The sequence below is a fragment of the Varibaculum prostatecancerukia genome (assembly GCF_943169825.2).
Lineage (GTDB): Bacteria > Actinomycetota > Actinomycetes > Actinomycetales > Actinomycetaceae > Varibaculum > Varibaculum prostatecancerukia.
On sequence record NZ_OW968402.1, the window covers coordinates 556,787 to 575,762 of the forward strand.

At 53.0% G+C, this 18,976-nt stretch carries 13 protein-coding genes and 1 riboswitch; of the genes, 10 read left to right on the forward strand and 3 right to left on the reverse strand.

All coding sequences use genetic code 11. The annotated features are described in order from the left end of the window. Window positions 1-52: 52 nt before the first annotated feature. The 7 genes from dcd (at window position 53) to KO216_RS02505 (ending at window position 8,011) form a co-directional block, all read left to right on the forward strand. Window positions 53-649 carry a dCTP deaminase gene (gene dcd, locus KO216_RS02475; RefSeq protein ID WP_215522741.1) on the forward strand — a complete coding sequence of 199 codons (597 nt, stop codon included), beginning with the start codon at window positions 53-55 and terminating at the stop codon, window positions 647-649. After that, window positions 646-1,797: a beta/alpha barrel domain-containing protein gene (locus KO216_RS02480; RefSeq protein ID WP_215522742.1), complete on the forward strand. Its 1,152-nt coding sequence runs from the start codon at window positions 646-648 to the stop codon at window positions 1,795-1,797. The genes dcd and KO216_RS02480 overlap by 4 nt, the downstream gene beginning before the upstream one ends. A 156-nt stretch (window positions 1,798-1,953) precedes the next feature. After that, window positions 1,954-3,744 (forward strand): MDR family MFS transporter, encoded by a 1,791-nt coding sequence (locus tag KO216_RS02485; RefSeq protein WP_215522743.1) that lies wholly within the window; start codon window positions 1,954-1,956, stop codon window positions 3,742-3,744. A 34-nt stretch (window positions 3,745-3,778) separates the two neighbouring features. Next, window positions 3,779-4,048, forward strand: coding sequence for a DUF4235 domain-containing protein (locus KO216_RS02490; RefSeq protein WP_215522744.1), 270 nt, complete (start codon window positions 3,779-3,781; stop codon window positions 4,046-4,048). 81 nt (window positions 4,049-4,129) lie between these two features. Beyond that, a riboswitch (TPP riboswitch) is annotated at window positions 4,130-4,231 on the forward strand. Between the two features lie 36 nt (window positions 4,232-4,267). Next, window positions 4,268-5,323 (forward strand): thiamine ABC transporter substrate-binding protein, encoded by a 1,056-nt coding sequence (locus KO216_RS02495; protein ID WP_215522745.1) that lies wholly within the window; start codon window positions 4,268-4,270, stop codon window positions 5,321-5,323. Window positions 5,324-5,327: 4 nt separating this feature from the next. Continuing rightward, window positions 5,328-7,001 (forward strand): ABC transporter permease, encoded by a 1,674-nt coding sequence (locus KO216_RS02500; RefSeq protein WP_215522746.1) that lies wholly within the window; start codon window positions 5,328-5,330, stop codon window positions 6,999-7,001. Next, the gene (locus tag KO216_RS02505; RefSeq protein WP_215522747.1) at window positions 7,001-8,011 is read left to right on the forward strand and encodes an ABC transporter ATP-binding protein; all 1,011 of its coding nucleotides are present in this window, start codon (window positions 7,001-7,003) and stop codon (window positions 8,009-8,011) included. Before KO216_RS02500 ends, KO216_RS02505 begins: the two co-directional genes overlap by 1 nt. Here KO216_RS02505 and KO216_RS02510 read toward each other — a convergent pair. Further along, on the reverse strand, window positions 7,972-9,723 hold the full coding sequence (locus tag KO216_RS02510; protein ID WP_215522748.1) for an outer membrane protein assembly factor BamB family protein: 1,752 nt from the start codon (window positions 9,721-9,723) through the stop codon (window positions 7,972-7,974). The genes KO216_RS02505 and KO216_RS02510 overlap by 40 nt on opposite strands. Before the next feature lie 207 nt (window positions 9,724-9,930). Here KO216_RS02510 and KO216_RS02515 point away from each other — a divergent pair, with 207 nt between their 5' ends. Then, window positions 9,931-10,752 (forward strand): glycosyltransferase family 2 protein, encoded by an 822-nt coding sequence (locus KO216_RS02515; RefSeq protein ID WP_215522749.1) that lies wholly within the window; start codon window positions 9,931-9,933, stop codon window positions 10,750-10,752. Here KO216_RS02515 and KO216_RS02520 read toward each other — a convergent pair. Next, a complete protein-coding gene (locus KO216_RS02520; protein ID WP_215522750.1) occupies window positions 10,716-15,344 on the reverse strand; it encodes a hypothetical protein in 4,629 nt (1,542 codons plus the stop codon). The two genes, KO216_RS02515 and KO216_RS02520, sit on opposite strands and share 37 nt — an antisense overlap. Before the next feature lie 77 nt (window positions 15,345-15,421). On the opposite strand from KO216_RS02520, the gene pheA reads away from it, so the two are divergent. Continuing rightward, window positions 15,422-16,354 carry a prephenate dehydratase gene (gene pheA / locus KO216_RS02525; protein WP_215522751.1) on the forward strand — a complete coding sequence of 311 codons (933 nt, stop codon included), beginning with the start codon at window positions 15,422-15,424 and terminating at the stop codon, window positions 16,352-16,354. A gap of 31 nt (window positions 16,355-16,385) precedes the next feature. On the opposite strand, the gene KO216_RS02530 is transcribed toward pheA, so the two are convergent. After that, window positions 16,386-17,471 carry a diacylglycerol/lipid kinase family protein gene (locus KO216_RS02530; RefSeq protein WP_215522752.1) on the reverse strand — a complete coding sequence of 362 codons (1,086 nt, stop codon included), beginning with the start codon at window positions 17,469-17,471 and terminating at the stop codon, window positions 16,386-16,388. Window positions 17,472-17,636: 165 nt separating this feature from the next. Here KO216_RS02530 and serS point away from each other — a divergent pair, with 165 nt between their 5' ends. After that, on the forward strand, window positions 17,637-18,926 hold the full coding sequence (gene serS, locus KO216_RS02535) for a serine--tRNA ligase (protein ID WP_215522753.1): 1,290 nt from the start codon (window positions 17,637-17,639) through the stop codon (window positions 18,924-18,926). Window positions 18,927-18,976: the final 50 nt, after the last annotated feature.

Below are 18,976 nucleotides of genomic sequence, written 5' to 3' on the forward strand. Positions count from 1 at the left end.
GAAAATAGCTACCCGCCCCTAACAAGTATGCGGGCTGCGCTAGACTGAAACCATGCTTTTATCTGACCGTGACATTGCCAAACTGTGTGCCTCCGGGGAAGTCGAGATTGACCCCTATGACCCCAAAATGATTCAGCCCGCCTCTATCGACGTGCGCCTGGATCGTTACTTTCGACTTTTCGATAACCATAAATACTCGGTAATCGACCCGGCGCTACCCCAAGACGACCTGACTCATCTAATTGATGTGGGGGAGAGCGCACCATTCGTCCTCCACCCCGGAGAGTTCGTGCTGGGATCCACCTTGGAAAGAGTGCGCCTAGCTGACAACATTGCTGCACGCCTGGAAGGAAAATCGTCACTGGGACGCCTGGGGTTATTAACCCACTCCACTGCCGGTTTCATCGACCCCGGTTTCAACGGTCACGTCACCTTGGAACTATCGAACACTGCGACTATGCCGATTCTGCTCTACCCGGGTATGAAAGTCGGTCAACTGTGTTTCTTCCAGTTGTCTTCGGCGGCGGAAAAACCCTACGGATCCCAGGAGCGAGGATCGCGCTACCAGGGGCAACGGGGACCGACTGCCTCCCGCTCCTACCTGCGCTTTAGTTGCAGCGAAGTACCGAAAATGGAAGAAACACAGTGAGCGATACTCCGCTTACCGATACCTCTACCTTTGCGCGGATAGAAACCGGGAAAATTCGTGCGGTACGCCTAACTGAGCAGGGAATACAAACTCAAAAGCAGGCGGCAGCTATTAACCCCGGAGCGTCCTATATGCGCTGCCAGGGACCCCTGGAAGCTGCTGACTTCACCCCGGTAGGTTGTCCGCAGCTGGTAGTTTTCCCCGCGGAAGTCACCCCGGAAGAGGTAGAGGCGCTAGCGGTTTCCCTTTGGGAGGACGCCGGATGGGTTGCTCCTGGCCGCTTGCGCCTGACGGGACAGGCCGAATTGAATGGTCCTTTTTCTCTTGACCAGCAAACTCGTGAAACCTTGCACTTGCCACCCTACTCCCAGGTTGCTTTTCGCCTGGATTGTCCGCGGCAGCGTAGCGGAGAGCTAGCGGAAGATTTGCGAGGAATCGACCTGCTCACCGATGCTTTTGCTGCCAGTGAGCCGATTGGTCTGGAATATGAAGCGCTCCGTGGCCTACTAGCGATTTGTCGCCGCCTAGGAGGGAGTCTGCGGGTGGGGCCGGGAAATAGTTCAAAAGACTCCGCTGCACAAATGCTTTCACCGGATCCGGACTCGGCGGTAAACTTGGCGGTTTATTCGCCCTATTGGATAGAAAAAAATGCCCTAAAGGATCTGCTAGAACCGGTCTTGGGAGAACTAAATACAGAACCGGGAGCTCCCGAGCGCCCCAGTCGTTCTCAGCAGCGTCTTAAGCGGGAGGCCGAAGCCTTGGTAACCGCCCAACTGGGAGCAGAAAAACTTGCCTGGATAGCGGCAGAGGCAGCAGCTTTTGATAAAGAAGTAGGTGGGCAGCTAAGTAACAGCAATGCGTTTGCTTTTTACGGCTCCCTGGGGTCGGGGGCAGATTTCTTTGTGGGAGTCGAAGCGAGTTTACAGGTGCCGGCCTCCTTGCGTTTTCACCCTAATCATGGAAAACCTTTCGCTATCTACCAGTTGCAATGGTTAGGGGAACCGTCGGGGAATAGGCGTCTTAGCCGCGTAGAGCGAGTGGCGCGGATGAAAGTAATAAACGCCTTTGAGGACGCGGCTCGCCTTTTGGCTCAGGTAGCTGCGGGAACGGTAGTAGACGAAGATTCCTTCCTAGTAACCTGGAATTAGTTTCCCTTCTCTTCAGTAGTTGCGGTAGGGGATGACCTCAGCCGCCTAAATCGCCAATAGCGAATGCAAATTTCTATATAAGTCGTTGTAGAAACTAGAAAACTTTTCCTGGCGGCGGCTAGAATTTAGCGGTAATCGCGAGGTGCAAGGATTTAAATGAACTCAAATAACAAGCTCGCTTCTCCTAGAGGGCACTCAGAGGTTATGCAAGTGCTATCAGGACTACTGATGGTGCTGTTCGTGGCGGTAATGTCAATAACTATCATCGGTACCGCACTCCCCACGATGATGGCGGCACTTAGCGGCAGCGAATCTCAATACACCTGGGTGGTTACCGCAGCGATGCTTTCGGCGACGGTAGCTACCCCGGTTTCGGGGAAACTCGCCGATATGTATGACTCCAAGAAACTACTAATCGGGGCCATCGGGCTGTTTACTTTTGGATCTTTGCTTTCTGGAGCAGTAAACGCTGCCTGGCAGCTGATTATTACCCGGATTGTGCAGGGCATCGGGATGGGCGCGATCATGTCTCTTTCCCAGGTGGTAATCGCCTTGGTGATCCCCCCGCGCGAACGCGGACGCTACAACGGCTATATCGGGGCAGTAATGGCGATTGCCAACATTTCCGGACCATTGGTTGGTGGTTTCATAGTAGCGACTCCCTGGATGGGATGGCGTTGGTGCCTGTGGATTTCTATCCCCTTCTCCCTGGCAGCCATGGCGGTGCTCTGGCGTTTCTTGAAGGTTCCGACACCTCAAATCACTAAACCGAGGATCGATTTTTTAGGTACTGCCCTGATTACTGCCTCGGTTTCCGGTACCTTAATTTGGCTGTCACTGGCCGGTAAAACTTTTGCTTTTGCCTCCTGGCAAACTGCGGTGATGCTCACTTTATCCGCGCTGTTCCTGGTGGTATTCGTGCTGTGGGAACTGCGTTTTCCGGAACCCATCATCCCCATGTGGATGTTTACTCAGCGCACCACCTTGCTGGCGATTTTAGGGTCAATCTCGGTGGGAACTGCAATGGTGGCTCCGCCCCTGTTCTTTACCCAGTTTTTTCAAATCTCGAAAGGGATGAATCCCGCACTGGCGGGAATGGCGCTGCTGCCGGGAATGATCGGTACTTTTATTGCGTCAACTTTGATAGGTCAGCTGGTTTCGCGGATAGGACGCTGGAAACGCTTCGTGGTCGGTGGCTTCGTGGTGATGTGCCTAGGTATTTTACTAATCACCCTGGTTGACCAAAAGACTCCCTACTGGTTCTGCGCCCTGGGGATGTTCCTGCTGGGAGCGGGGCAAGGTGCCAGTATGCAAAACCTGGTGTTGGCGGTGCAAAACGGGGTGAAACTACGCTACATGGGAGCTGCCACCTCTACGGTTACTTTCTGCCGGTCTATGGGAGGAGCTATCGGGATTCAAGTCTGTGGTTTCGTATTCACCTGGGAGATTGCTCGTCAGGTTAGGGAGGGGATGGCGAAATTAGGGCAAAAAGGTGCCACCATGGCCGAATCCTCTACGCTGGAGCTGGATAAATTAAACCCTGCTCAACAGCAGGTGATCCGCGCTGCCTATGCCGGCGCCTTGGGGGATATTTTTGTGCCCCTTCTGGTACTGTCGCTAATCGGATTGGTTTGCGTATCCCTAATGAAAGGTAGTGAACTGATTTCTGAATATGCAGAGCATGAACCCGACAGACACCAGGCGACCGAACATGAACGCGAATTGGTGCGCCGCGCCCTCGAAAAAGATCAGATAAGTAAAGATCTATCTGCCCTGGCCCAAAAAAGGAGGCAAGGGGTAGAAACCGGAGCGGATATTCCTGCCGAAGATTCCCAGTCTGCCAGTGAGGACGTGCCCGATTCAGCGGCCTGTGCTCGTCGAGATATGCCGCAGAACCCAGATGAAGATGAGCCAGATTTGGGATCAGCGAACCATAACCTAGGGTAGTTTAGAGATAACTAACAAGGCGGAAAGGTAAACCATGGATATTGGGTGGAAAGTAGCAAGTGCCGCCAGCTTGGCGGGTGCCGGACTGGTAGCAAACCTGGTGATTAACACCGGTTGGAAGCTGGTGACTGGCCATAAACCTCCTCAGGATGGGGAAGAAGCAGCACAATCTTCGCTACTGGAAGTAGTGTTGTTTGCCGCTATCTCGGGGATAGCAGTTACCCTGATTCAGCGAGCAGCCATGCGGCGTACTAATAGCTGGTATGGAGGACGCCAAAAGGACGTTCTTGATCTTGGTAACTAAATTTTCCTAGGATGCGGGTTTAACCAGTAAAAACATGCCTTTTTAGAGGCTAAAGAATAACTGGTGATAAGCTTTAGGTGACAGTAACGACAGGGGAGCCGAATAGGCTGAGAGTGTCCAGGTGGACAGACCCTCGCACCTGAACCAGGTAATGCTGGCGCAGGAAGTCGAGTCTCTTACTTGCGCCCGCAAGTCCCCTCCTGACAGATGGAGGGAAAAATGCGTAAATTCGCGCGATTTACCGCAACCTTAGCAATCGGAGCCTTAGCTCTGGGACTAAGTGGTTGTGGAAACGATAAAAGTGCCGCCCCTACCAAGGGTGATAGCAGCACGGTGACGATTGTTACCAATGGTAGCTGGACGCTGGGCAAAGAATCTTTGGCCAAAGCTAAAGCCGCTACCGGACAGGAAATTAAGCTGGTAAACGGGGAAGAATCAGGCACCCTCGATTCCAAATTGATCCTGCGTAAAGATTCTCCGCTGGGGGATATGGCGGTAGGATTGACCGCCAATAACGTAGTGAAGGTAGCTAAGGCCGGGGTGATTGCACCTTCGAAAGTAAAGGTTCCTAGCTCTGCGGAAAAATATTTGAATAAGGAGGCTGAGGGGGCGCTGCCTCTAGATCGCTCCGACGTATGCGCCAACTACGATATTGCCTATTTTAAAGATCATAATCTGACAGTGCCCGAAACCTTTGATGACCTACTGAAACCGGAATACAAGGGCTTGACGGTAATCGAGAATCCCGCCAAATCTGATACCGGATTGGGGATGCTACTGGCTACCGTGCAACAAAAGGGTAAAGACGGATACGTCAAGTACTGGAAAGACTTGATGGCTAATGGAACCAAAGCCGTAAATACCTGGGATGAAGCCTATAATCAAGAGTTTACCCAAGGCGAAGGAAAAGGAAAGTTCCCGATCGTGATGTCTTACTCCTCCTCCCCCTATTGGTCGGTTTCTGAGGACGGCAGTTCGGCTCCGACTGCCAATATCGCGGGTACCTGCTATCCGGCGGTCGAATATGGGGCGGTGCTCAAGGGCGCGAAGAACGCCGCTGGCGCCGAAAAGGTTTTGAACTGGCTTTACAGTGAGGAAGGTCAGAGCGCCATTATGAGTGAAAACATCACCTACCCCATTGATGAGCAAGTAAAACTAGATCCGAAGCTAGAGAAGTTCGCTCCCCGTCCTGAAAACGATAAGCAACTTGATCCGGTACAGATTGAGCAGAACCGTGGCGAGTGGATTCGCCAGGTACAGGCGGTACTGGGATAACGGCTTGACCAGCCTCTCTCAGCGTCGAATCCTACCGCCGGGACGGATATTTCTCGTCCTGGCGGTAGGAATTCCTGCCCTTTTCCTGGGGGTCTGCTTTTTTTATCCGGTGCTGGCACTCGCCTGGCTGGGAGTAGGGCAGGCCGGAGAAACCGGCTATTTTTCTACCTTTTGGCGAGTTTTATCTGATTCCTTCACTTGGCGGGCGATCCGTGACACTCTCATCTTGGCGCTGGGGGGAACTTTCTTCTCTACCCTGGTGGGGTTGCCCCTCGCCTGGGTGCTCTACTGCCTAAATTTTCGCTTTAGAACCGCCCTACGCGCGGCAATAACCATTCCCTTTGTCCTGCCGACCATCGGGGTGGCCGCTGCTTTTAAGGCGCTTCTTTCCGAGGATGGTTGGCTGTCAGCTTTGGGGCTGGACGGCACCTTTGGAGCCGTCATTTTAGCGATGGTCTTCTACAATGTTTCTCTAATAGTGCGCACCGTGGGGCCAGTCTGGGCGCGCCTCGATCACCGTGCCTACCAGGCGGCACGCACCCTGGGAGCCGCGCCTAGCCGAGCGTTTTTCACCGTCACCTTGCCGCAGCTGCTAGGGGCAATTGCTTCGGCAGCTTCCCTAGTGTTTCTTTACTGTTCTTCGTCCTATTCATTGGTGATGATTCTGGGAGGAATCGGGGTCGTAACTTTAGAGAGTCAGATTTATCAAACCACCTCCGTTGATTTAGATTTAGCGGCGGCGGCAGTCCTAGCGCTCCTGCAGGTAGTGATAGTTGCGGCGGCGCTGGCTGGATCTCAACATTTTCAAAATAAGGCGCGCGTTGGGGTAAAGCTGAAGACTATTGAGAGCTCCCGGCTGGCTCACGGCAGACAACGCTTCGCGGTCTGGGCGGCCGCCGCAGTGATTATAATTCTGATAGCCCTGCCCATGGCGCAGGTAGTGGCGCGCTCATTTCGCCGACGCGGACAATGGACCCTGCAAAACTATCTCGACCTCACCCGCCCGGATGCCTCTATTTTGATAGATCAACCGGTAATCAACTCTTTAGGGGTGTCGCTGCGGGCAGCTCTTATCGGTGCGGTGGTTTCCACTTTATTAGGAGCCTTGGTAGCAGCGGTAACTTCCCGGAATTTTCGTAATCCGCGGATGCGGCGTGCCGCAGAAATTTTTGATTCCATAAATATGTTGCCGCTAGGGGTTTCCAGCGTGGTGATTGGTCTGGGATTCTTAATCACTTTAGCGGCTCCCCCTTGGAATCTGGCTGACAGCCCCTTCCTGCTGCCTTTAGCCCAAGCATTGGGAGCATCGCCGCTGGTAATCAGGTTAATGCGTCCGATGCTGCAAACTATCAACCCGAAGCAAAGAGAAGCCGCTGCCACCTTGGGGGCACGTCCTTCACGTATTTTCTTAACTATCGACGGCCCCTATATTTGGGGAGCTGTGGTAGTGGCTTTCGGCTTTGCTTTCGCGGTTTGTTTCGGTGAGTTTGGGGCCGCATCCTTCTTGGTGATGCCAGAATCCTTAACTTTGCCGGTGATGATTTATAAACTTTCTGGCAGCGCGGGACCTGCCGAAAATGGAATGGCGATGGCAGCGGCCGTGATTCTCTGCTTAACCTGTTCCCTGGTGATGAGCGCAGTAGAAGCTCTGCGAAAAAGAAAAGTTGGTGAATACTGATGGACGGCTTAGCTATTTCCCAGGCACGCGTGCAATATGGACAGGTCGAGGCGGTTAAAGATCTCACTATCGAGGTTCCGCTGGGTACGGTAACTGCGCTACTGGGACCTTCCGGGTGCGGAAAGTCCTCGCTACTGCGCGCGATTGCGGGACTGGAACCTTTAGCGGCAGGCACTATTTCTTGGCGAGGACGCAATATGGAGCAGGTGCCGGTGCATCAGCGTCGATTCGGAATGATGTTCCAAGATGGACAGCTTTTTCCCAGCCGAAATGTAAGTGGCAATATCGCCTATGGAATTGCGCATCTTCCCAAGACGCAAAGACGGAAAAAAGTTAAAGAACTGCTGGATAACGTAGGTTTGAGTGGCTATGAAGATCGTAGTATCGATACCCTTTCAGGTGGGCAAGCCCAGCGGGTCGCCTTAGCTCGTTGCCTCGCGCCGCAACCGGAACTGTTGCTTTTAGATGAGCCGCTCTCTGCCCTTGATAGGGCGCTACGGGAAGAACTGGTGATTACCCTGCGCCAGATTATTCGAGATTTAGAATTAACGGTTGTCTATGTAACCCACGACCAAGATGAAGCGTTTTCACTGGCAGACCAGATTGTAATTATGGATCAGGGAGAAATATTGGCCGCGAACAGCGCGGAAGAAATCTGGGAAGCTCCCGGATCTCAAGCCGCAGCCTCTTTCCTTGGATATCGTCCTTTTCTCAGTGCCGGAGCAGCTGCAAAGTTTGGGATTGAAATTGGAGAGGGTGAACAGCTGGCAATAGCGCCAGGAGGATTAAAGATGTGTCCGGCTGGACAGGGGATTGCGGCTACCGCCCGCGATTTACGGGTGCGGCGTGGAAAATATTTGGCGGAGGTTTCTTGGCAGCAGGATAGTGAAGAATACGCCGGACAGGCAGAGTCAGGATTGGGTTTGCACCTATCGAAAAAGCAAACCCAGCAAGAAGTAGGTTTGCAGATTCAGCGTTCCGAAACCTGTGTGGTGCCAGTTCTTGGCTGACCACCTCGCTGATTAGGTTCTTTTTCAGCGTTTTCTGCTTTACCGGTGCATAGGGCAGAGATTTTTGGATCAGCGATGGCGCTGGTTACGGTAATAGCACTGGTGGCTGCGGGGTCATCCAGGCATTTATCCATATAATCTTTCGCCGGTTTCCCACGCTCGACCTCCCCGGTATCAATAACCCGGATAACCTTTTCGGCACCTTTCAGCTTGCAGGACACCCGGTCGAATTGAACCTGATAGGAGCTGCCGGAACCGCTGACATCGCGCACCCGAATACAGGAATCAACCGGGAAATTAAGACCAGGTTTCGCTTTGTTCATGGGGTTAGCCGCACCCTTGGCGACACCTTGATTCTCATCGTTTTGTTGCCCCCACGTCTTAAATGATTGCGGTGAAAAAGTATGTAGCTGCTTATCATCCCGGATGGGCGGGAATTTAATGCCAGCGGAATCGGTAAGAGACCACAAGGTGATTCCATCGGCGCTCGATACTGCTTTCAGCTCGCCCTGGTCAGTGGTGTAGAGCAAGATGTCTTGATGCAAACGTAAAGTATCCGGGTTTTCGCTGAATTCCCAGAGCCGTTTCCCATCCTGTCTGGAATAGCACCCCAACTGTCCGCCGCTAGCTATATATAAAAACTTTTTGGTCGGTAAAATCTGGGTTTCACTTCCCAGCTTGAAGTCGGATTCGGTAAAAACAGCCCGCAAAGATCGGGATGTTTCCCAATCCATCTGGAACAGCTTTCCTCCTTTTTGCACCATATTTAAAAGATGTCCGGTGTTATCGGTAGGGACCGTGGTGCCTTTGGGGAGGGGAGCGATATGAGCACGTTGTGGCTGAATATAGAACGAGCGTACGCATCCGTCATCAGTGCTTAGCGCCCACGCAGTGTCGTCGGAATTGCGGATAAGACGCCCGGGACTGGCAACTTGGATCTGATTAGTTTCCGGATTAATCAGGTAATTAATCCCGTTATGCCCGATCATCCATAGGGAATCGGAAAAAAGTTCAAAATTTTCCGGAGCCTGTTCAGTAGGTTGATCATCGAGGGAACAAGCAGTTAAATCAGGCTGCAACTGGGTATCGGAGGCCTTCTGGGACATTAATCCTTCCGATAGGTGTTCACCGGTCTGCGATATTCGCAGTAAGGAAAGATCTTCGCCTACCAGTACAATCTGGGAGTCGGTGGTGCCGATGTTGACGTAGGGATCTACTGATTCCCATACCCAATTGGCAGTCCCCATTTTCAGATCCACGAGTGCGACCCCGGAGCCGTTGCCAGATTGATAAAGGCAGGGTAAAAAGCGATTTTCTTCCTCGGAATCCCCGATGGCTTGCTGGGCGCAGGTCACCAGAGGAGCTCCTAAATCAACTGACCAGGCGGAAGTGCCGTCCTCAGCTAGTTGCATAATAACTGCGCTGCCAGAGCCGGTGACACCTGCGGCAACGCGGTAATCTCCATAGCTTACCGGTTCTACTAAATTCTGCTGGCCAAGCAGGGGTATGAACGAGTTTACGTGGTAGGCGCTGGCTTGGAAATCCGCCTGTAAAACCGGTTTATTTTTGAAGTAACCAGTAGCTTGTGCTTGGCGGGAGCTGTAACGTAGCCATAAAAAAGTTCCCCCGGCAATTATCGCCACTAAAGCCAGGGTGAGGATTAGAATGACCAGCCGGAAGAGTCGGCGTTTTATTCGCGTCGCGCGAGCCACCTGCTTCCTCCTTCCTGTAACTGGCAACCTAGTCAAGTTTAACCCGAGAACTTGTTTACCGCTGAGGGCGCGACCGAGTAGTACCGATCCCCAGCTCGGGGCAGTAGCTAGGGGTGCATACTCAAAATAGTTCAGAGTTCACTTATTTATGGTTAGAATAAAGCCATAAGTTTGAACCTTAAGGAATAGGTAAAACTGAGGCAAACCATGCATAGAGATCCAGGTAAACAGGCTAATCCGCGGGTTGCGGTAATTATTCCCGCCAAGGACGAGGCCGAACGAATCGGCACGACGGTTCGGGCAGTTAAAGCCCTCCCCTTTGTTGATCTGGAACTAATCGTAGTAGTAGATGACGGTTCCTCTGATGACACCCAAGATATTGCCCGTCAAGCAGGAGCCGTAACCGTGCGCCATACGGTTAACCGCGGCAAGGCTTCCTCGATGGAAACCGGAGCAAAAGTGGTGGCCATGCGGGCAGTCAAAGGGGAAGACCCGCCACTACTACTATTTTTAGACGCAGATCTAGGCGAAACTGCCGCCGAGGCTGCTCCACTGATAGAGCCGGTAATCAAGGGAGAAGCCGATTTTACAATCGCGGTATTGCCACGACCGGCAGGAGCAGGCGGGCACGGATTTGTGCTAGGACTTTCCAGGTGGGCAATTAGGCGCACTACCGGCTGGAATCCCCAGGCTCCGCTGTCGGGGCAACGTTGCCTAACTACTGCTGCTTTTCAAGCTGCTATACCTTTGGCTGCTGGCTGGGGGGTGGAAACCGATATGACTATCAGCCTGCTAAGTAAGGGATTTGCAGTTAAGGAAGTGCCAGTTAATTTCAAGCATCGTGTCAGCAGGCGGGATTTTGCATCGCAAATGCACCGTCTGCACCAGTTTATTGATGTTGTGAAAGCGATTTCTAAACTGCGGGCACGCAGAGTGCATATTAAGAAGCATAGGTTCTTTAAAGTGGCTTTAAAGCAAAAACCGGGGGAAGTTTACCGAGTTCCACTGGGTAAAGGTTCTGAAAGCTGAGTAAATACTGCCGAGCAATAGGCCAGAGCGGTCAGCAAAAACCCGATTGCGGGTAGCTGGGTGCCGGAATCGTTTAGTAGATAGGCGAAAAGCTGATTCACTGCAATGGCCGCGAGCCCTAACCGTAGACCTGTTTCCCTAGCTACTAGGGGTAGTTCGCCTAAGCGGGGACGCAAATAGCTACCCGAGTTGGTAATGGCAATTACCAGTTTGCGTGCTCGTGGTTTGACTTGCTGTCGCCAAGACCGTGGGGATTCATCTGCGGTTTCGGGGGAGGCAGAATCATTTAGGGGTAACGATAAGTCCCAAGACCCCACTAGGTTATAGGGGTGGTTTTCTTTGTCGAGAGCAGGGCGAAGAACCAGCGCGAAAACCAGTAGGCAGCATAGGAGTGACCAGACATAGGTGGTGAAACCCCAGCTGCCGAGGTTCGCTAATAGTTTCCGGGTGAGAATCTCTAGCAAATCTCCGTTCAAAATAGATTGCACGAAGTTACCTAAGTGGGTGCGTTGAGCCGCAGGTCGTAACCAGTCGGCGAGGGCGATTCCTCCGGAAGCAGTCCCCGCTATTACCAGGGCGACCAGCAGCCGTTTTACATTAACTCGTTTCCCATTAATCAGCAGTAACAGAACCAGGAAACCAGGTAGGAAAGAGATCGGACCGCCAAAATCAGCGCCAAAACGAGGCATCCCATCCACGACCATAAACGCCAAAGCAAGTACCACAATCAATAGATTTGATAGCCAAATTTGCCAGCGGGCAAACCCGTGCTTACCGAAAACTGCTCGGTTAGCTAGGGGGGTTAGGCAGGCGCAAAGCAGTAGCGTCCAAATTGCGCATACCGAGTAATACACATTTCCGAAGCCAAAGAAACGCGCTCCCAAAAGCGAGAACGATCCGAAGGGCGAATCCATGGAAATATGGGATCCCCAAGCCACATCCAGGCAGATTACAAAAACGCTGAAAACCCCCACAACTAGCGCCGGGCCGATGGGGCGCCCTCGCCAAGGACCGGTGCAGGCAGCCAAGGAGAGCACCCCGGCAATCAACAAGCTGAGCAGGGTGAACGTTGGGGTGGGGGATTCTGCCTCCCACCAAGGAAACATGGCTGCTACCAGGCAAGTTGCAGGAAGCGCTGCTATCGTCAGGCAGATAAAACGCCCTAAATAGCCCAGCTGGGAAAGTAGATAAGACCGACGTTGGGAAAAACGGATTCGCGGTATTTTTAGCAGCACCAGCCCTAGGAGCAATAGCGCATCCGCAGCGAAAATTACATAGGAACTGGGGGGAAAGCCCAAGCGAGAATAGCTGGCATCAGCTCTTTGCCCGTAACCGGCCAGGCGTTCGATCCGTTCTTTGGCGGAAGTGCCAGCTTGTTCGCTGACCGTTAACGGTGCCCCCGAGGTGCTGAGTTTACTATTGGAAGCGTTTAGCCAGTTCAGTACGGTTGCGCTCAGATCAGCGCTTTGGGCTATCCCCACTTGGTGTGTAGAGGAAGAATAGGCGATTCCTGCCTGCACGCCCTCCCCATAAATCACGCCTGCCTGCAGTTTTTGTTTAACCGAATCGGGGCTAGTGGAAACCACCAGGGCGCGAGTATCTTTAGGCAGAGCCGCTAGGGTGTCTTGTAGCGCTTTTAACTGCGCATCTTGCTGGTCAACAGAAATTCGCGCCGGCTGCATCCCTCGCAGTGCCTCGTAGGTGGAAATATTGGGGAATAGCCGGGCGTTAGCGTGCCGGGTTTTTGCTACATATTCTTGGTCATTACCCGGATCCGGCACTAGTAGTGCAGATAGGGAAGATATATGCAGGTTGCCTGGCTGGAAATAATTATCGGAATCCCCAAAAATACCGGGAGAGGAAGCCGGCGTGGGATTTTCTTGGGGATTCATTTCTGATTGTCGCAGCTCATTGCGATCTTGAGTGGGGACCGAGGCTACCTTCTGATCCGGAACTATGGCCCCAGCTTGCAGAGAGTTTCCAGAGAGGGAACCGCCGTGTTCTAAAAGCCAGATCGGATCCCAAACTTCGCTTTGCTCGGGAGTATCTGTTCCGGAGGAGGGATCAAGGAAAGAAAATATTTCCCCTTGCTGCGTCAGCACTTCTTGAGTTTGGCGGTTAGGATTGCGATTCAAGGGGGTAGCCTGCACGTCGATTAGGGTGAGGGCGTGCGTAGAAACCATCTTGCGCACCGCCTGAGAATATCCCTTTTGTCCTGGGCGAATAGCTTTTACTTGCCCCCGAACTATGCCGTCCTTGTCGGCTAGAGCCAGCCCGGCACTATTCCCAATAGCTGCCGCGCTCACCTGGCTTTCCCGTAGTTGCTCAGAGAGCATTCCCAGTCGAGCCGATAGGGAACTCTTCTTAGCGGCACGCTGGTAGTAGCTCCAAAGTTTGACCCGGCGGTTATTGTTTAAAGTTTCGGGGATGATACACAAGTTCCTGCCTGCGAGAGAAGATTTGCTGGGACTTTTACCAGCTGAAAACGCTAACCAGGCATCCTGGGGGCAAGCCATAGCTTTAATAGGAAAAGGTGCGAGAGAAAACAGGGCGCCAGAGTTAAGGGCGGCGGTACTTTCACTGTTTTGCGGGGAGGCTGTCAACAGATCCGTCCAGTTCAAGCCGGAGGTAAAAATTACGGCAACCGGAGTATTCCCGGGATTGGGTAGGGGTTTTATTTTACGAGGTTCCGCATCTGGGCTGACTCCAATCACCCCTACGCTGGCTGCGCAGAACATAGCAATTACTACCGTTAGCGAAGCGAGAGAAACTAGGCGTAACCGCGATTTGCTGACTACCTGAGGACGGGGAGAAGCTGCGGGGAGAGTCAGGGATACCAGGGCGATTGTTAGCGGGATTAGGAATAGTAGTGCAGCTAGCAGCGCCTCGAAGTTGCTAAACCAGTAAATCAGTCCAGATAAGACAGCGGCATAAAGTGCCAGGGATGCTACCTGGCGGCGTTGATTTTGCAAGAAAATGCGGCGAAGTGGCGTTAGCTGCACTAAGAAGCAGGCTATCGTGACTCCTAAGCAGCTAAGTAATAGTCCGAATGCCTCCGCGGATAACTTCATCAGCCAGGGGCCGTGCAATATTGAATAACCGAAAGGGGTTCCTATCAGGGTGTATTCGGGATTTTGACCTACCCACCACAGCACTCCCCAGGTAAGAGTGGAGGCGCCCAGTCCGGCTATTTGAGCCACAGCGCGGCTATTTAAGCTGAAGGTTTCCCGCATTGCCTGGATAAACAGGGATAACAGGGCAGTTAAGACCAGGGAGGTTAGAGAAATTACCGCAATCGCGGGCAGAAAAGAGGACGCTAGTGTCAGCCCTGACAAGTACAGCAGGCAATAGGAAGCCGGAGCTACCAAAGCGGTGAAGAAACCAGCGAAGCTGAGTGCTCTATTAACTTTTAAATGGGGTTTCCGGCTCCCTATTTGGGTGGCAAAAAATCCCAATACGGTTAATAGCAGGCCAAGGCTCCAGAGAAGGTAAAACCCGCTGTTAGCGTCTTTAGCGGAAGTTGAGCGGTAATACTGCTGGTCTAGGTAGTCCAGGCGTTCTTGTAAGTTTGTCTGCGCTGGACGGGATAAGGCTCCTGTCAGGTTTGTCAGAGCTTGGTCTTTACCGGGGATATTGCTAGCTTTAAAAGTTTTGCCGGAATTCTCAGCGCGGGATGGCAGCTGCAATTGGTAAAGAATCTGGGCATTAATATCTGCCAAAGTGACCAGACCAGGGATATTGGTGGTGGGGGAAGAAACCAATCCGGTGGCATCAACTGAGGAATAAGTGAGCAGGTAGGGGGCAGGGTTTTGAGTGGGCGCCGGGGTTAGGGAAACTGATATCAGGGCAGTTTCGGGGTTCAGAGAGGCAAGAGCGCCCTCAAACATGGTGAGAGCGGCAGCGGGTTCTTTGATACCGCTCAAATCAACCACTGTCAAAGCTGATTGCTTAGTTGCCGATTTAACCTGAGTTTGCAGTTGAGATGAGGTAGCGGGGAGGGGCTGATAATTTGCTATTTTTCCCTGGTTGTCCGCCAAAAGTAATCCTGCTTGGGGGCCGATGGCCTGGGATTTAAGCCCAAAGGCTTTTAAAATCCCCTGCAACTGTCCCCGGGAAGTAGGGTCAACCTGCTCTTTTTGGGAGCCTGCTTGACTAAAACCAGGGATACCGTCGACTTTTCCGCCTGTTATTTTTGTTTGAGGGCAAGTAGTAGATGCAGCCGGGGCGGCTCCATTTTGAATAGTTAGAACAGCTTGGCTCACGCAGGTGAAATCAGCCGTGGCAACCGTGCCTAGCATTCCCGCAGTGGCGTAACGTTTTAGATCCGAGTTCTTAGAGAACTCTGCCGAAACCTCCTGCCAGGAAATCCCCGAAGTTAGCACCACTAAGAGGGGCGCGCGCTTGCGCGGCGGGGTATAAGTTTCTAAATCGGGGTAAAAGACCTGTTGGGCAGGGGTAAGGGCTCTCGGGGCAGGTTCTGGCTCCCAGGTAGTAGCCCCGGCGGGGCTTAAAGGTAGAGTAAGTAGCGTAAAGAAAAGGCTAAATAGAAGGGTGCAGCTCGCGCGGACGAAGTGCTTAACCGTTCTTGCCATAGCCATATTCTACGGTCTTGATAGGGGTAAAGCGCATCTTTCCTAGTATCGTGAAAACAGTGAAAAAGGAAACGGAAATGAATACTGCGATAAAAAGCTATGCGTTCTTAGGGCCGGTGGGTACTTTCTGTCACCAGGCGCTGCTCCAAGTGGCACCCGCTGACGCGGAAATGATTCCCTGTGCTGGAGAGCGCCTGGCCATGGATATGGTGCGCACTGGCAAAGCTGATCGGGCTGTGGTACCCATCGAAAACTCTATCGAAGGGGGAGTTAGCGCCACCTTGGATTCTCTGGGGTGGGATAAACGCCTGCAGATAGTAGCGGAAATGATAGTTCCGGTCGGGTTTACTTTGGCGGTGCGCGAAGGTACGAAACTTTCCGATATTACCCGCATCGGTACCCACTCTCATGCTTGGGCGCAATGTCGTAATTGGGTGGCCGATCATCTGCCGGGAGCAGTCCACGTGGCTACCACTTCCACCGCCGAGTCTGCTCGGATGCTGGCTGAGGGCAATGCTGGTTTTCAAGCAGTTCTGGCCTCAACAGCGGCGGTAAGTACCTATGGACTTAAAGCTCTCTACCAGGACGTTGCCGACAATCCTGGAGCAGTTACCCGCTTTGTGGAAGTAGCGAACCCCGGTCAGGTTCCGGAAGCTTGTGGAGCCGACAAAACCACCATTCAAGTACGTTTACCCAATGACTATCGGTCTGGGGCGCTACTAGAAATGCTTCAGCAGTTCTCGGCACGCGGAATCAACCTCAGCCGTATTGAGTCGCGGCCGCTAGCCGGACAACCAGGACGGTATGTTTTCAGCATTGACCTGGACGGCCATATTAGGGAAGAACGAGTGCAATCCGCTTTGCGCGGTCTCTACCGTATCAGCGAGGACTTGCGTTTCTTAGGTTCCTACGCTCGCGCTGACCAAGTGCGAAACGACCATGCTCCCCGAACTGGGGACAGTGATTTCCAGCGAGCCAGAGGCTGGGTAGATTCTATTTTGCGAAAATAGCTGGCGAAGGCGGCTGTCGATTGTCGATGCCCTAAGGTACCCGTACCACGACGGCGCCGCGCTCTAAAGAGGCAGAAATCTCCCGGTAACTACCCACGGTATCGCCATCTACCTGGATCATCCGCGCCTCGCCGTGTACCTTGGCGCTCGCGGTGCGGGTACGGATTACGTCCGTTTTGGAAACTAGACCCGCAGTTAGTTTCTTTACTCCCAGAGTGACGCGAAATACCCCGCTGATTACCTCTAACAGTCCGATCAAGCCGCCGCGGACACTCAGCATTAACACTTCTAGCCAGCCATCATGGGGGCTCGCCTCCGGCAAGAGCGGAATCCCCCCTATTAACTCCCCACAGGAAGCAAATAGTAGGGTATTGACTTTGCGCGTGCGTGGATGCGACTGCCCCCCAAAAGATACATCCATGGTAATCGGGGGTTTGTTGGAGGCAGCAATCCCGGAAAGCACATAAGCTCCCCAACCGATCGATTCTTTCAGCTTGTCAGATACCCGGTTCATGACCTCTGCGTCATAACCAATCCCTGCCATCACTAAGAAAGGAAATTCTTCGCCAGTCTCAGTTTTCAGCGCCCCTAAATCGACCCCGGTGTTCTTACCCGTAAAAGCGATTTCGCAGGCGCGGGGTAAAGAATTAATCGGAATATTGAGGTTACGGGCTAAAAGATTCCCGGTGCCCAGCGGTAAAATCCCTAAAGGAATCCGGCTTTCGGACAGACTAGCCGCGATAATCCGCAAGGTACCGTCACCACCAGCAGAAATAACCAGACCTGCTTCTTGCCTGATTGCCTCTTGGGCTTGACTAGCTCCCAAAGATTCCTGGTCAGTTTCTAAGTAAATAGGTTCTTCATATCCGGTGGCTTGGGCGCGCTGGGTAACCGTGTTCCGAAAATCATCCAGATTCCCAATTTTCATTGGGTTATAGATGACTACCACCCGTCTAGAGGATTCATTGCTGCAGGTGGCGGTGGGCGCAGAAAATCCCTGTTTAATCGCGAGTTTCATTGCCCGGGTGGCAATGCGGCGGGCATTAACCGCCCAATAGAAAGCGATGATCCCTAAAAGTAGCGCCGCGATTACTAAAATCCAGAGCACAGTGGTCATAGCTTTCAGTCTAAAACAAAACCGGGATTGTCGGGGAAGGCCGATGGGGGGAGCGTCGAAGGGAAGATGATAGGGGGCTTTCTCGGGGGCAGATAAAACCTATAAACTAAATCCCCAGGTCAAGGCAAGATGAGAAGCGGTGCCGGGTGACGATATGATTAAAACATGATTGATATTCGTCAGCTGCGTGAAGATCCGCAGCCAGCTAAAGATTCGCTCATTGCCCGCGGGGACGATCCCGCCCGAATTGATGAGGTGCTTGCCGCCGATGCGCACCGGCTCAAGAAACAACAAGACTTTGAAACTATGCGCGCCGAGCAAAAGGCACTTTCTAAAAGTATCGGGCAAGCTGCTCCCGAAGACCGCGCCCAAGTACTGGCGCAGGCAAAAGAACTGGCGGGAAGGGTGAAAGAAGCCGAGGCAGAGGCGGGGGCAGCTTCCGAAGCGGCTCAGCAGCTGCTGGCAGCGCTGCCCAATATTATTATTCCCGGGATTCCCTCCGGAGGCGAGGATGACTATGAAGTTCTAGCCCACCGTGGCCCTAAGATTCGTGATTTTGCTGCTGAAGGCATTAAAGTCCGCGATCACCTAGAAATCGGGGAGGCGCTGCAAGCGATTGATGTTAAACGGGGCGCCAAAGTCTCGGGCTCACGTTTCTACTACTTACGGGGGATAGGGGCGCGTCTGGAACTGGCCTTGCTTACCTGCGCTTGGGATTTGGCGGAGCAGCATGGATTTATCCCCATGACCACTCCTACCTTGGTCACTCCCGACACCATGCGGGGAACCGGTTTCTTAACCGAGCATTCCGAAGAAATCTACTACCTACCCGCCGATGACCTCTACCTGGTAGGTACCTCCGAGGTCGCCCTCGGTGGTTACCATGGCGGGGAAATCCTGGAACTAGGGGAAGAGCCTCTGCGTTATTCTGGCTGGTCTGCCTGTTACCGGCGGGAGTCCGGGTCGCATGGAAAAGATGTCCGCGGCATTATTCGGGTCCACCAGTTCAACAAAGTGGAGATGTTCTCGTATTGTCTACCCCAGGTATCGCAAGAAGAACACCAGCGTTTGTTGGCTTTGGAAGAAGAAATGCTGACAAAGGTAGAGCTGCCCTATCGAGTAATTGATACTGCTGCAGGGGATTTAGGAACTTCGGCGGCTCGCAAGTTCGATTGCGAAGCCTGGTTGCCCAGCCAGGAGCGCTACCTAGAGCTGACCTCCACTTCGAACTGCACTACCTATCAGGCGCGCCGCCTGGGAATTCGCTATCGCGATGAAAATGGAAAAACCCAGCCGGTAGCTACTTTGAACGGCACCTTAGCCTGTACTCGCTGGCTGGTGGCTATCTTGGAAAACCACCAGCAGGCAGATGGTAGCGTGTATGTCCCGCAGGCGCTGCGTCCCTATCTGGGAGGTAAAGAGCTGCTAGAGCCAGTAGTGAACGCGAACGCCTAAATCTGGGGGCAAAGCGTGAAAAGATAGGGCACAGGCGGTCTCGAACACAC

Coding starts and splice junctions, on each gene's coding strand:
- dcd (WP_215522741.1), top strand. CDS start 53: ATGCTTTTATCTGACCGTGACATTGCCAAACTGTGTGCCTCCGGGGAA.
- KO216_RS02485 (WP_215522743.1), top strand. CDS start 1,954: ATGAACTCAAATAACAAGCTCGCTTCTCCTAGAGGGCACTCAGAGGTT.
- KO216_RS02490 (WP_215522744.1), top strand. CDS start 3,779: ATGGATATTGGGTGGAAAGTAGCAAGTGCCGCCAGCTTGGCGGGTGCC.
- KO216_RS02495 (WP_215522745.1), top strand. CDS start 4,268: ATGCGTAAATTCGCGCGATTTACCGCAACCTTAGCAATCGGAGCCTTA.
- KO216_RS02505 (WP_215522747.1), top strand. CDS start 7,001: ATGGACGGCTTAGCTATTTCCCAGGCACGCGTGCAATATGGACAGGTC.
- KO216_RS02515 (WP_215522749.1), top strand. CDS start 9,931: ATGCATAGAGATCCAGGTAAACAGGCTAATCCGCGGGTTGCGGTAATT.
- KO216_RS02520 (WP_215522750.1), bottom strand. CDS start 15,344: ATGGCAAGAACGGTTAAGCACTTCGTCCGCGCGAGCTGCACCCTTCTA.
- pheA (WP_215522751.1), top strand. CDS start 15,422: ATGAATACTGCGATAAAAAGCTATGCGTTCTTAGGGCCGGTGGGTACT.
- KO216_RS02530 (WP_215522752.1), bottom strand. CDS start 17,471: ATGACCACTGTGCTCTGGATTTTAGTAATCGCGGCGCTACTTTTAGGG.
- serS (WP_215522753.1), top strand. CDS start 17,637: ATGATTGATATTCGTCAGCTGCGTGAAGATCCGCAGCCAGCTAAAGAT.